Raw genomic sequence first — 13,964 nt, forward strand, 5'->3', positions numbered from 1 at the left:
TCGTCGCTCGTATAATCAACAGCATGCGGATCCCGGCGCTCGGCACGGGAACGTCGCGGGGGAAAACCATGCGGAAAACCGCCCACAGCATCACACGCGCGATTGCCGCCGCCGCCTTATTCCTGTGCGCAGGGTCGGCGATCACGGGATCTGCCCAAGACAAATCGCAGGATACGCTGGTCCTGCGCGCCGCGCGGATGTTCGATGCGACGAGCGAACGGATGCGCACCGATGCGGTCGTGGTGGTGCAGGCCGGGCGGATTGTCGGCGTCGGTCGCGATGCGGCGATCCCCGACGACGCGCGGACGATCGACCTCGGTGACGCGACACTGCTGCCGGGATTCATCGACGTCCATTCGCACCTGACACTGGAACCTGACGAGAATTATTATCGCAAGTCGCTCAACGAGTTGATGCGCAATCCGACCGAAATGGCCTTTTACGCCGGCGCCAACGCGCGCCGCACGCTCGAAGCGGGATTCACCACCGTGCGGCACGTCGGCGCGCGCGAGTTCATCGACGTCGGACTCCGCAACGCCATCACCGCGAACCTGACTCCGGGCCCGCGGATTCTCGCGGCGGGCAACGCCATCACCGCCACCGGCGGAAGCTGCGACCGCGCGCCTTATCCTGCGCAGCGCGTCGCGCCGCTGACACCGCGCGAAGGCGTTTGCACCGGCGCCGACCAGTGCCGCGAGGCGGTGCGCAACCAGATCAAATGGGGCGCCGACGTCATCAAGGTCTGCGCCTCGGGCGGGGTGCTCTCCTACGACCCCGTCGACGTGCCGCAGTTCACGCCCGCGGAACTCAACGCCGCGATCGGCGAAGCGCATCATTGGGGCCGCAAGGTGGCGGCGCATTCGCACGGCGACACCGCCTCGCGACTCGCGATCGAGGCTGGAGTCGATTCGATCGAACACGGCAGCTTCCTGTCCGAAGACACGCTGAAGCGGATGAAGGCAAAAGGCGTTTTCCTCGTTCCCACTTTCATGGCGCTCGACTGGGTCAAGACGAACGCCGACACTTATCCCTCGAACATCGCGGAAAAGGCGCGCGTCGCCGCCGCAGCGCATACGGGCATGTTCAAGACCGCGCTGCGCCTCGGCGTGCCGATCGCCCTGGGGACCGATGCGACGGTTCGCCCCGACGGCCATGGCCGCAACGCGATGGAGTTCAGCCTGATGGTCAACGCCGGCATGCCGCCCGCCGCCGCGCTGCTCGCAGGGACGAGCAACGCCGCGCGCCTCCTTGGCCTCGATGCCGAGATCGGGACGCTCAGCGTCGGAAAATCCGCCGATATCGTAGCGGTGCCCGGCAATCCGATCGCCGATATTCGGGTCACCGAAAAACCCTTGTTCGTCATGCAGCGCGGCCGGGTGATCCGCCAGGGCGGCCAGTCACTGCTCCGGTGAAGACCGGCCCGTTTCACTAAAGCAGAGGAAAATCCGATGCGCCGTTTCTTGACCGTTCTGCTCCTCGCCGCGAGCCCGCTCTCCTTCGCATCCGTCGCAGCAGCCGAGAGCGAGACGACCGCGCCGCGACTGCTCGAGGTTCCGCGGCTCGACTTCACCAAGCGCGTCCTTGCCAATGGCGCGACGCTCTATGCGATCCGTGACACGGGCACTGCGACGGTCTCGATCAACATCTGGTACGACGTCGGCCAGCGCGACGACCCGCCGGGGCGCGGCGGTTTCGCGCATCTGTTCGAGCATCTGATGTTCAAGACGACACGCAACCTGCCCGGCGGCGTGCTGGAGGCGGTCAATGCGATGGGCGGCAACAGCAACGCCTCGACGCTGTTCGACTATACCGATTATTATATCACCGCGCCCGCGAACCAGCTTGAGGGCATGCTCTGGCTGGAGGGCGAGCGGATGCGCAATCTCGTGATAGATGAGAAATCATTCCACTCCGAACGCGACGTCGTGAAGGAGGAACTGCGTCAGCGCATTCTCTCGAAACCCTATGGGCGCATTCTTTATATGCTGCTTCCCGCCTTCACCTTCGACGGTCACCCTTATGCACGGCCGATCGGGGGGACCATCGCCGATCTCGACCAGGCAAAGCTCGCCGATGTGCAAGCGTTTCACGAGGCCTATTACCGGCCTGACAATGCGGTCTTCGTGGTGTCGGGCAATTTCGACCCGGCGAAGCTCGATGTCTGGGCCGACCGCTATCTGGGCTCGATACCGCGCCCCGACCGCGCCATTCCGCGCGACCCTGCAAAGGGTCGCCCGGTCGTGGCGCGGACGATCGACGCCTATGCGCCGAACGTCCCGCTTCCTGCGGTCGCCTTCGCTTGGCGCGCGCCCTTCGCCGCCGACGCCGACGCGGCGGGCATCGACCTGATCGAGGCGGTGCTCACGCGCGGCGCCGCTTCGCGCCTGCGCCGCTACCTCGTCGACGAAAAGGGGGTCGCCTCGGAAATTACCAGCTACAATCTTCCCGCGCGGGACGGCCATGCCTTCGCGCTCGTCGTGACGCTTGCCGAGGGGCGCGAGATTGCCGATGCCGATGCGGCGCTTGGCGCGGAGATCGCCCGGCTCCGCGATACGCCGCTAGCCGCCGAAGAACTCGACGCGGTCAAGAACGGCCTGTTCGGCGATGCGCTCGCGCGGCGCGAGACTGCGCGCGGCCGCGCCTATGAACTGGGCGGCGGCGCCGCGCTGACCAGCGATCCGGGGCTAGCCGACGCGCGGCTCGACGCCATCCGCCGCATGACGCCCGCCGCCGTCCAGCGCGTTGCGAAGAAGTGGCTCGACGACGGGAAGCGGGTGACGCTCCGTTATCGCGACGAAAGCCAGCGCCCCCCGGGCTATGCCGGCGACGCCTCTCCCGACGTGTCGAAGATGGGTCCGACGATCCCGCCCGCGAGCCAGCCGCCGGTCGCCATCGCGAGCGAAGGCGCTCGCGAAGCACGTCCCGAACCAGCCGAAGCCGTTCCGTCGGCATTGCCCACGCTGGCCGAACGCCGTCTCACCAACGGGCTGCGCGTTGTCGTTGCCCAGTCGTCGAAGGTTCCGCTCGCCAGCGTGCGGCTGGTGATCGACGGCGGCGATGCGGCCGATCCGGCGGGACAGGCCGGGCGCGGCGACATCGCCGCAGCGCTGGCACTGAAGGGCGCGGGCGGACGCAGCGCCGAGCGGATCGCGAGCGAGATCGCGGCGCTCGGCGGCACAATCGGCGCGGGTTCGGATGCCGACGCGACGGTCTTTTCGGTCAATGCGCCGACCGCGAATATCGAGGCAGCGGCACGCATCCTCGCCGATGTCGCGACACGGCCGGACTTCGCCGCCGATGCGCTAGACGGCGTTCGCAGCCAGCAATTGTCCGCGATCGCGGTAGCCACGAAGCAACCGATGCAGACGGCGCTCCGCGCCCTCCCCGCCGCGCTCTTCGGCAAGGCGCCCTATGGAGCGGTTCCCACCGCCACGAGCCTTGGTGCCGTGACGCAGGACGATGTCGCGGCGGCGCAGCGCGAAACATGGATCCCGAATGCCGCAACGCTGATCGTCACCGGCGCATTGACCCCCGATGCCGCATTCGCACTCGCCGAGCGCAGCTTCGGATCGTGGAAAGCCGGAAAGGCACCCACGGCGACGCCGCGCGGCACGGTATCGACAAGCCCGCATGTGGTCGCGGTCGACATGCCCGGCGTGGCGCAGGCCGCCGTTATCGTGGCGCTGCCGACCGCCGGACGACGCGATGCCGACTGGCCGTCGCTTCGCATCGCCAACGCCGCGCTCGGCGGCGGCTTCCAAGGCTGGCTTACGCAAGAGATCCGCGTCAAACGGGGCCTCACCTATGGAGCCGGCAGCCTGCTCGACAGCCGCCGCGACGCAGCATATCTGATGGCGGTCACGCAAACCAAGACTGCGTCAGCGAACGAAGTCGTCGGGTTGATTCTCGACCAGATCGGCCGGTTTGGCCGCGAGCCGGTCGACGCCGGGCGCGCGGGCGAGCGCGCCACCTATCTCGCGAACGGTCTGTCAGGACAAAACGAGCGCGCCGCGGGCCTTGCCGATTATCTGGTAACGCTGATTTCCAGCGGCGCGGCGCTGGACACGCTGGCGGCCGAACGCTCGCCATTGGCACCGTCACCCGAGCGCATTGCCGCCGCGATCGAGGCGCACCTGCGCGCCGATCAGGCCACGATCGTCGTCGCGGGCGATTCGAAGCAATGGGTGGGGGCGCTCCGCGAGCGTTTCCCGACCCTCGAACTCGTCGATATCGACGGGAAATCCTTACCCTAGCCCGGCCGGCTTTCAGGGCGACGGCGACATATAGCGGTCGCGCAGTTCGAGCGGGCGAGCTGTAAGCGGCTTCTCGATCCCCTCGACGAACACCGCCTGCGGCTGCGACAGCGGTTCGAGCGGATCGCCGTTCCACAACACCAAGTCGGCGGCGCGGCCAACTTCGAGCGATCCAATGCGGTCGGCAACGCCGAAGACGCGCGCCGGATTGATCGTGATCGCCGCAACAGCTGCATCATGGGGCAATCCCCAGGCGACGGCATTTCCCGCACCGTAACGCAGCTCCCGCGCGCGATGCGCGACGCCGCTCCCCGTCTTCAGGATCACGATGACGCCAGCGGCGTGTAGTCGCGCGGCATTTTCCATCGTCGCCCCAAGCTGGGAGAAGCTGCGTGGCAAGTCGGCGAGCGGGTCGAGAATGACGGGGATCTTCGCCGCGGAAATCTTGTCGGCGACGCGCCATCCTTCTTCCGCGCCATCGAGGATGATGCGCAGCCTCTCCTCGCGCGCGAGCGCGATCATTTCGACGATGTCTGAGGCGCGATCGACCTTGACGATCAGCGGCATGCGTCCGTCGGCGACCGGGATCAGCGCATCCAGATCGACGCGCGAAAGCGCCTGCGGCCGCCCTTCGCCGCGATCGTACGCGGCGCGGTGCGCCGCGAAGTGGCGGACGTCAGCCAGAGTCGCGCGAAGTTCGACGATCGCCGCGCCGCGGGCACCGCCGGCGCGTTCGGCCCCGCCCTCGCCCATTTCGAGCACCATCGCGGCGCGCGGCCGCGTGACCATTTGCGGGCGCTGCGCGAGATCGATCACCGCTGCCTGCCCGGCGAACTGCAGCGAGCGCCCACCGCGATCATCGTAAAGCGGCGTCGTGACAGCATGGGTGATTCCCGCCAGCCGCGACACCGGGAGCAGAATCGAATCAGGGTTGAGCCCCTGCGAGATGTCGAATCCCGCGCTGATCGTCCTGCTGTGCGTGGCTCGATCGGCGCTGGTCGGGACTTGGCTCACCTCGACGGCGCCCAAGGTGCTGTCGACCTGGATGAGTCCCGGTGTGACGACCCCGCCACGGCCATCGATCACGCGCGCATCGGCTGGAACCGGAGCGTCGGTGCCAAGCGCAGCGACCTTCCCGTCCCGGATCACGATCGTTCCGCGACCGATCTCGCCGGCGCCCGTCATCGTCATCAGCCGCGCATCGACGATCGCGATCGTTTCCGCCGAGGCCGGGGTCGCCAGCAGCAGTGCGACGAGGGCGTTCAAGCGGCGGGTCATCGCGTCTCTCCGGGTTGGCCGATCAGAAAGTCGGAATGGCGGCGATAGCCGGCGTCGGCGCGGTCGAAGACGATCCCGCCGTCGATCCAGACCTTTTCGGCCCGTGCGTAGATGCTGAACGGGTCGTGGCTCCACAATACGACATCGGCGTTCTTGCCGGGCTGGAGCGTTCCGACGCGGTCGGCGATACCAAGCGCCTTTGCCGGATTGGCGGTGAACCAGCGGATGGCGTCGGCCTTGCTGATCCGAATGCCCGCACGCCAAGCCGCCGACAAAGCGGCTGCGGCCTCCTGGTTCAGACGCTGGATGACGATCGGATCATCCGAATGGATGATAGCGCAGCCGCCGGCCGCGTGGACGAGCGCCGCATTCTCCTCGATCGCATCGAACACCTCCATCTTGTACCCCCACCAACTGGCCCAGGTGGCGACGCAGATATCTTCCTTCGCTAGCAGCGGCGCGACCTTGTAGGCTTCGTTGGCATGATGAAAGGCGCGGATTCTAAACCCGAATTCGCGCGAGATATCGATCATGTTCGCCATCTCGTCGGCGCGGTAGCAGTGGTTCTGGACGAGAATCTCGCCCTTCAGCACGCCAGCGAGCGTTTCGAGCTGGAGGTCGCGCTTCGGCGCCTCGCCGCTCCGGCCGCCCTTCTCCCACTTGTCCCAGCGGCGCGCATAGTCCTGCGCGTCGATCCACGCCTTGCGATAGCCCGCGACATTGCCCATCCGCGTCGCCGGCGAACGGCCTCGCCCGCCATAGACGCGCTTGGGATTCTCGCCGCACGCGATCTTCAGGCCCTGCGGCGCGCCGGGAAACTTCATCCCCTGTATCGTTACCGAAGGCACATTCTTCAATGTCACCGTGCGCCCGCCGAACAAATTACCCGAACCGGGCAGGATCATCATCGTGGTGACCCCTGCTTCGCGCGCCGCGTCGAAACCCGGGTCCTGCGGCCAGATCGAATGTTCGATCCAGACCTGCGCAGTGTTGGGATCGGTCATCTCGTTGACGTCGTTATGCGCCTCGACCGATTCGGGCTGTGCCCAGGCGCCGAGATGCGAGTGCGCGTCGATGACGCCCGGGGTTACCCACTTACCGCGCGCGTCCACCGTTCGATAGCCGCTCGGCACCGCTAGCGCGGTACCAACGGCGGCGATCTTCCCGCCCTCAATCAGCACCGTCCCATTGACGATTTCCTCGCCGGTCGCGGTCAGCACCGTCGCGCCGACCAAGGCGATACGCTCTACGGCAGGTGCATGATAGGTGCTCGGATAGGCATCGCGGTCGATCGTGGGCGCCGCGTCGGCGGCGGGCGCCGACGGCCGCCGTTCGGACGCGGCGCAGCCGGCGAGCGCAGTTGCCGCGACAAGGACGAGCGCGGCGTGCCTCATTTGGCGTCTGGGGTGACCGAGCGAATCACCCCGCCCTTGTCGTCGAGGAAATCGATCGACGCCTTGCCGTCGGGGGTGACCTTCATCAGGATACGCGGACGCCCCATCGCATCGTTCAGCATGACCGCCGACTCGCGGTCGCGCGTCTTGCCGACATAGAGCCGCTGGCGGCCGAAGGTGCCGTCGGCCTGCACCTTCTGAAGCGCGGCGGTTTTTTCGGGGCCGTCAGGCATTTTCGACAGCCGCTCGGCCATGTCGAAATCGAGCGCCGCATCGGGACGATCGTTGACGACCATCGCGGCCCAGCGCCGCCCATTATATTCGTTCTGGGTCAGCTGGATCACCTGATCCTGCTCATATTGGTCGAAACTCAGGTGGCCGCCTCCCGATATCTTGCCGTCGGGACCCTTCTGGCCGCTAAAGGTCAGGCCGCCGTTTTCGGACCCTTCGTTGTTGTAGAAGATGATCCCCGCGCCACGGTTGCCGCTCGGATGCGGGCGTTCCTTGCCGTGCATGATGATGCCCGGCGAGCGGCTGGTATTCGACACGATCATACGGATCGTCCCGTCATCTTCGCGGACGTTGATGCGCTTGACGTCGATCTCGTCGAACACCGCCTTGGCGGGCGGGGTGTCGGCACCGGCGCTGGTCGCCACGGCGACCGCGGCGGCGGCGGTAAGCACGCCCGAATAAAGGGCGAGAAGGCGATTGGCGTTCATGGTGTTTCTCCGTTGGCAGAAGGCAATATGGCGGGAAGATAGCGATCGCGAAGCTCGGTCGCCCGCGAGGTCATCGGCTGCGCCGCGCCGCGGATAAAGACCGCGGTCGGGCGCGACAGCGTATCGAGCGGATCGCCGTCCCAGATCACGACATCGCCCTCCTTACCCGGCTCGAGCGATCCGATGCGGTCGGCGAGGCCAAAGATGTGCGCAGGGTTGATCGTGATCGCTGCGAGCCCGGATTTCCAGTCGAGCCCGTTAGCGACGGCGTTGCCCGCATTGTATCGCACCTCGCGTTCGCGGTGGTTGCCGTTGCCTTCGATCGCAAAGACTACTCCGGCTGCGGCGAGGCGGGCGGCGTTCGACAAGGTGGCGCCCAGCATCTCGAACGACGCGGGCGTGTTTTCGACCGGCGTCAAAAGCACGGGAACTCCCGCGGCGGCGATCTCGTCCGCGACGCGCCAGCCTTCGCTCGCGCTTTCAAGGATCAACCGCAGTCCCTCCTCGCGCGCAAGCGCCAACGCATCGCGGATGTCGGCGGCGCGGTTCACGGTGACGAGCAGCGGCATGCGGCCCTCAACGATGGGAATCAGCGCCTCCATGTCGACGCGCGACAGCATATAGTCGCGTGTCTCACCGCGGTCGTAGGCGGCACGGCGCGCCTTGTAATCGCGCACCTCGGCGAATAGCGCGCGTAGCGCGACCAGTTCGGCGGCGCGGGCCCCGCCCGCGCGCTCGGCGCCGGCATCGCCCATGTCGAGTATCATCGCGACCCCGCGCTTCATCAGCATCGGTCGGCCATCGAGCGCGACCGCCGCCGCCTGCCCCGCGAAGAGCAGTTCGCGCCCGCCCTTGTCCTTATAGGCCGGCGTCGCGATCGCGCGGGTGATGCCGCCCAATCGCGCGACCGGGATCAGCAAGGAATCGGGGTTGAGTCCATAGCCGGCATCGAAGGCCGCACTCACCTCATTGGCGTCGGTGGCGCGATCGTCGGTCGTTTCGACCGCGCGCACTTCGATCAGCCCGAGCGCCGTCCCCGCCGCAACCAGGCCGGGGGTCACGATCTTGCCGGTGGCATCGACGATTTTCGCGCCGGCCGGCACCATGACATCGGCGCCAACCGCGACGATCCGGCCGCGTGTTATCACGACTGTGCCGCGCTCGATCTCGCCGGCCGGTCCCATGGTAATCAGGCGGCCTCCGGTGATCGCGACGGTCTGCGCGGCGGCCGGCGTCGCAGCGCCGAGCGCCAGCGCGGCGGCAAACAGGCGGATCATCGCGCGAACCCCTGCCCCGGCTGGCCGAGGACGAAATCGGACGGGCGTTGATAGCGTGGATCGGAGCGATCCCATTGGACCACCCCGTCGACCCATACCCGCTCGGCAAGCGCGTAGACGCTGAACGGGTTCGCGCTCCACAATACGACGTCGGCCATCTTGCCCGGCTCCAATGTGCCCACCCTGTCGGCGATCCCCATCGCCTTCGCCGGATTGGCCGTGATCCATTTGATCGCCTCGCCGCGGCTGACGGACAGGCCGGTGTGATTGGCGGCGGTCATCGCGATGCCCGCCTCTTGGTTGAGCCGCTGGATCAGAAGGCCATCGTCCGAATGAATGATCGCACAGCCCCCCGCGGCGTCGACCATCGGTGCATTCTCCTCGATCCCGTCGAGCGATTCCATCTTGGCGCCCCAACTGTTCGCCCAGGTCGCGACGCAAATATCTTCCTGTGCGAGCAGGGGCGCGATCTTGAACGCCTCGTTGGCGTGGTGGAAGGTACGGATCTTGAAACCGAACTCACGCGCGACGTCGACCATCACCGCCATCTCGTCGGCGCGGTAGCAATGATTCTGAACGAGGATCTCGCCGCGCAGCACCCCCGCGAGCGTTTCGAGCTGCAGGTCGCGCTTCGGCGGGTCGCCCGCCTTCCCGCCCGCTTCCCATTTGTCCCAGCGGCGGACATAGTCGGCGGCATCGATCCATGCCCTACGATAGCCCGCGACATTGCCCATCCGCGTCGCCGGCGAACGCCCCTTGCCGCCATAGACGCGCTTCGGATTCTCGCCGCACGCGATCTTGAGGCCATAGGGAGCGCCCGGAAATTTCATTCCCTGCGTCGTCACCGACGGCACATTCTTGAGCGTGACCGACCGGCCGCCGAACAGGTTGGCCGAACCGGGCAGGATCATCAGGCTGGTTACCCCGCCGGCGCGCGCAAGGCGGAACTTCGGGTCTTGCGGCCACACCGAATGTTCGGCCCAAACCTCGGAGGTGTTCGGCGACACCGCTTCATTGCCATCCTCGTGCGAGGGCGTCGCGGGCGAAGGATAGACGCCAAGATGCGAATGCGCATCGATGATGCCGGGGGTTAGCCATTTGCCGCGGCCGTCGACCTCGCCGTAACCATTAGGCACCGGGAGAGACGGTCCGACCGCCTCGATCTTGCCGTCGGCGATCAGCACCGTTGCATCGGCAATTTCGGTGCCCGTTCCGGTCAACACGGTCGCGCCGACGATCGCCAGCGGCGCCGATGCGGCGGGATGATAGGTGCTTGGAAAGGGATCGTCGGGCGCGCCGTGGGCTGCGAGCGAAATGCCGACGGTCGCCATCGATATCAGCACGATGCACGCGCCGCCCAGATATTTCATCGTCGATGCCATTCGTCGCGCCTCCCCCCATCTGAAACGAGCGACGAGCGTCACAAATCCGCCACTCGTTTTTTGACCGTCCGGCGATGGCGGATTTGCCGCTCTGGATCATCGTTCTCGGCAGGGTGAGTTGTTCCGCGGCGGGCGGGGCTATGGAGGGGCTGAAATTTGTGGAATGACAATTGCCTGGCGCGCCGGGCCGCACATCTTTCGACGCAGCTTCCCGCTCCCCATTTTCCGTCCGAATTCGGCGACGAGATCATCCTGTTCGATTCGGGTTTCGCGGCGCCGCAGCTTCTCCCCGACCTCAGCCGGTTCGCCAGCAATGCGCTGACCGGCCACCGCGAAGAGGTGCTGCAATATGCGTCGGGACGCGGTCAGCCCTATTTGCGCGAATGGCTCGCAAACTGGATGAACGATGACGGCTGCGCGCTGACCGCCGATCATATCCTGATCACCAACGGCGCGAAGCAAGGCATAGACCTCGTCTGCCGCCTGCTGCTCGACGAAGGCGACGCTATCGTCGTCACAGCACCGACCTATTTCACCGCCATCCCGATCTTCCGCAATTACGGCGCCGAGTTCATCGAGATCGGGCAGGACGAGGCGGGGCTCGACGCCGACGCGCTAGAGGCGGTGCTCGATGCCCGCGCTGCTGCAGGCAAGGCGCCGCCCAAATTCATCTACAACATCCCCGAATTCCACAATCCGACCGGCGCGACGATGCCGGCCGCGCGCCGCGAAGCGCTTGTTGCGCTGGCCGAGATGCGCGGCATTCCGATCGTCGAGGACAGCCCCTATCGCCGCGTACGCTTCGATGGGCCCGATGCGCCTTTACTGAAGGCGCTCGACCGCTCCGGGGCGGTCTTTCACCTCGGCACATTCTCCAAGCTCGTCGCTCCGGGGCTCCGGATCGGCTGGGTCGCCGCCGATCCCGCGCTCGTCGCCCGGATGGTCCAGCTCAAATCCGAAGGCGGCTCGTCGCCGCTCATCCAGCGGATCATTTACGAATTCGCGCGTTCGGACGAGTTCCCGGACCATATCGCACGCGTGCAGCGCGCCTACCGCGAACGCCGGGACCATATCGTTGCGGCCGTGATGCGAGAGCTTCGGGGTGCGGTCGTCGCGGTGCCCGAGGGCGGCTATTATGTCTGGCTGACGCTACCCGAGCATGTCGACGGCGACCTTCTCGCCGCGCGCGCCCACGAGGCCGGGGTCCATCTGATCGCGGGCAGCCGCTTCTTCGCCGCGCAAAGCGCCGCTGCGCCGCGAAATCATATCCGCCTGTCCTACAGCTTTACCACCCCCGAACAGATCGACGAAGGGATCAGGCGGTTGGGCGCCGTCTACAGAGCGCGGACCGGGCAATGACCGCGCCGCCCCCTCTCGTCGAATTTCGCGGCGTCGAGAAACGCTATGCCGCGGGTGGCCCGGCTGCCGTCGCCGATCTCGACCTTGCGATTGAGCGCGGCGAGTTTCTGACGCTGCTCGGCCCATCGGGGTCGGGGAAGACGACGACGCTGATGATGCTCGCAGGGTTCGAAACCCCCAGCGCAGGTGAGATACTGCTCGGCGGTGCGTCGCTCACGGACCGTCCGCCATATCGGCGCAACATGGGCGTCGTTTTCCAGAATTATGCGCTGTTCCCCCATATGAGCGTCGCCGAAAATGTCGCCTTCCCGCTTCGCGTGCGCGGGATAAGGGGCGCCGAGACCACAACGAAAGTGGCGAATGCGCTCGCGTTGGTAAAGCTTGACGGGCTCGGCGCGCGGCGCCCCGATGCGCTCTCCGGCGGGCAGCGCCAGCGCGTCGCGCTCGCGCGCGCGCTAGTGTTCGAACCCGACCTCGTGCTGATGGACGAACCGCTTGGCGCGCTCGACCGCCAGTTGCGCGAGCATCTGCAGATCGAGATCAAGCGGATCCAACGCGCGCTAGGGCTCACCATCGTCTATGTCACGCACGATCAGGGCGAAGCGTTGACGATGTCCGACCGGATCGCAGTGTTCGCGGCGGGGCGCATCCAGCAGGTCGGGCGGCCCGACGCGATCTACGAAACGCCAGCCAATGCCTTCGTCGCCGGCTTCGTCGGCGAGAACAATATGCTGGCGGGCACGGTGGTGACACGGCACGACGATCGATGCGCCGTCCGGCTGCCCGGCGGGCAGATCGTCCGCGCGCTGGCGACGGGCGCTATGACGGCCGGGGACGCCGTGGTCGCGACCATCCGTCCCGAGCATGTCGAGACGGGTTCCGCCCCTCTTGCCTGCTGCAACGCCATCGAAGCGCGGGTCGAGGAGCTTGCCTATCACGGCGATCACAGCCGCATTCGCGCGGCGCTCGATGGCGGCGGCTCGCTCCTCATCCGGACGCCCGCCACACCCGGGATCGCGCCCGGACAGCGGATTCCGGTCGGCTGGTGCACCGACCGCTGTTTCGCCTTTCCCGCCGAAGATCGTGCCGCCTTGCAGCAAAGAGAAGTCGCATGAAGGCCTGGGCACGCCTTCTCGGCATCGCGGCGCTCACCGCGAGTGTGGCAGCATGCGGATCGAGTTCCGAACTCCGTCCGCTCACCGTCGTCGGCTGGGGCGGATCGTCGCAGGATGCGCACCGCAAGGCTTATTGGACCTCATTTTCGCGTACCACCGGCATTTCGCTGCGCGAGGATAGCTGGCGCGGCGGCGTCGGGGTGATCCGTACCAAGGTCGTCGGCGGAGACGCGAGCTGGGACATCGTGCAGGTGGAGACCGAGGATCTGATCCTCGGCTGCGAGGAAGGGCTGTTCCAGCGGCTCGACTGGGCGGCCTTGGGCGGACGCGACGTCTTCCTGCCCGCCGCGGTACACGACTGCGGCGTCGGCGCGATGCTCTGGTCCTATGTCATCGGCTATGACGGCGACCGCATCAGCGGGCCGGGGCCGCAGAGCTGGGCCGACTTCTGGGACATCAAACGCTTTCCGGGCAAGCGCGGTATGCGCAAGACGCCCAAATATTCGCTCGAATTCGCACTGATGGCCGACGGCGTGCCGGCCGATCAGGTCTATCCGACGCTACGCACGCCCGAGGGGATCGACCGCGCGTTCCGCAAGCTCGACGAGATCAAGCCGAACGTCGTCTGGTGGTCGTCGATTTCGCAGGTTCCCGACCTTCTCGGATCGCGCGAAGTGGTGATGTCGGTGACGAGCCCCGGGCGACTGATCGTCGCCAATCGCACCGAGGGACGCAACTTCAAGCTCGATTGGCACGGCAATATCTATGCAGTCGACTATTGGGTGATCCTCGCAAACAGCCCGCGCAAGGCCGAAGCGGCGCAGCTGCTCCGCTATATGACGCGCCCTGAAAACCAGATGCGACTGGCGAGCCATATCCCGACCGGCCTTACCAATGTCGAGGCGAACCGGCGCGTCGATGCGAAACTCAAGCTCGACACGCCAAGCGACCCGGCGAACATGGCCGACGCGCTCGAACTCGATGCCAATTTCTGGGTCGAATATGGCGACCAGCTCACCCAGCGGTTCAATGCCTGGGTCGCGCGCTAGAGCGGTTTTCGACCATTTCAGGTCGCCGTGACGGAGCCGATTTTGGCTCAGTGCAAGGAGAGATGGCGTAGGTATATGTCGATATTCCAAGACATCTCGACGCAGCAATGGGCCAAAATCGGCCCGCCGCGGAGCGGT

At 66.4% G+C, this 13,964-nt stretch carries 10 protein-coding genes; 5 read left to right on the plus strand and 5 right to left on the minus strand.

Going from position 1 to position 13,964, the window contains the following annotated elements; translation table 11 throughout:
- Positions 1–68 precede the first annotated feature (68 nt).
- Both E5675_RS15090 and E5675_RS15095 read left to right on the plus strand, forming a co-directional pair.
- Positions 69–1,412, plus strand: coding sequence for an amidohydrolase family protein (locus tag E5675_RS15090; RefSeq protein WP_136175241.1), 1,344 nt, complete (start codon positions 69–71; stop codon positions 1,410–1,412).
- A 36-nt stretch (positions 1,413–1,448) separates the two neighbouring features.
- Positions 1,449–4,253, plus strand: a complete 2,805-nt coding sequence (locus E5675_RS15095) for a pitrilysin family protein (protein ID WP_136175242.1) — start codon at positions 1,449–1,451, stop codon at positions 4,251–4,253.
- A 12-nt stretch (positions 4,254–4,265) separates the two neighbouring features.
- Here E5675_RS15095 and E5675_RS15100 read toward each other — a convergent pair whose 3' ends face one another.
- Genes E5675_RS15100 through E5675_RS15120 form a run of 5 tightly spaced genes read right to left on the minus strand, consistent with a single transcriptional unit; the run spans position 4,266 to position 10,303 of the window.
- The gene (locus tag E5675_RS15100; RefSeq protein WP_136175243.1) at positions 4,266–5,531 is read right to left on the minus strand and encodes an amidohydrolase family protein; all 1,266 of its coding nucleotides are present in this window, start codon (positions 5,529–5,531) and stop codon (positions 4,266–4,268) included.
- Entirely contained in the window at positions 5,528–6,925 is a 1,398-nt protein-coding gene (locus E5675_RS15105; protein ID WP_136175244.1) for an amidohydrolase, read from the minus strand. The genes E5675_RS15100 and E5675_RS15105 overlap by 4 nt, the downstream gene beginning before the upstream one ends.
- Positions 6,922–7,644 carry a hypothetical protein gene (locus tag E5675_RS15110; RefSeq protein ID WP_136175245.1) on the minus strand — a complete coding sequence of 241 codons (723 nt, stop codon included), beginning with the start codon at positions 7,642–7,644 and terminating at the stop codon, positions 6,922–6,924. Before E5675_RS15110 ends, E5675_RS15105 begins: the two co-directional genes overlap by 4 nt.
- Positions 7,641–8,921, minus strand: a complete 1,281-nt coding sequence (locus tag E5675_RS15115; RefSeq protein WP_136175246.1) for an amidohydrolase family protein — start codon at positions 8,919–8,921, stop codon at positions 7,641–7,643. The genes E5675_RS15110 and E5675_RS15115 overlap by 4 nt, the downstream gene beginning before the upstream one ends.
- Complete coding sequence (locus E5675_RS15120; protein ID WP_247594637.1) at positions 8,918–10,303, minus strand: amidohydrolase; 1,386 nt, start codon at positions 10,301–10,303, stop codon at positions 8,918–8,920. Before E5675_RS15120 ends, E5675_RS15115 begins: the two co-directional genes overlap by 4 nt.
- 156 nt (positions 10,304–10,459) lie before the next feature.
- Here E5675_RS15120 and E5675_RS15125 point away from each other — a divergent pair, with 156 nt between their 5' ends.
- The 3 genes from E5675_RS15125 to E5675_RS15135 are packed head-to-tail and all read left to right on the plus strand — an operon-like array spanning position 10,460 to position 13,826.
- Positions 10,460–11,662, plus strand: a complete 1,203-nt coding sequence (locus E5675_RS15125; protein ID WP_136175247.1) for a PLP-dependent aminotransferase family protein — start codon at positions 10,460–10,462, stop codon at positions 11,660–11,662.
- Positions 11,659–12,777, plus strand: a complete 1,119-nt coding sequence (locus tag E5675_RS15130; protein WP_136175248.1) for an ABC transporter ATP-binding protein — start codon at positions 11,659–11,661, stop codon at positions 12,775–12,777. Before E5675_RS15125 ends, E5675_RS15130 begins: the two co-directional genes overlap by 4 nt.
- Positions 12,774–13,826: an ABC transporter substrate-binding protein gene (locus E5675_RS15135; protein ID WP_136175249.1), complete on the plus strand. Its 1,053-nt coding sequence runs from the start codon at positions 12,774–12,776 to the stop codon at positions 13,824–13,826. The genes E5675_RS15130 and E5675_RS15135 overlap by 4 nt, the downstream gene beginning before the upstream one ends.
- Positions 13,827–13,964: the final 138 nt, after the last annotated feature.

Origin of the sequence: Sphingopyxis sp. PAMC25046 (assembly GCF_004795895.1) — a bacterium.
Lineage (GTDB): Bacteria > Pseudomonadota > Alphaproteobacteria > Sphingomonadales > Sphingomonadaceae > Sphingopyxis.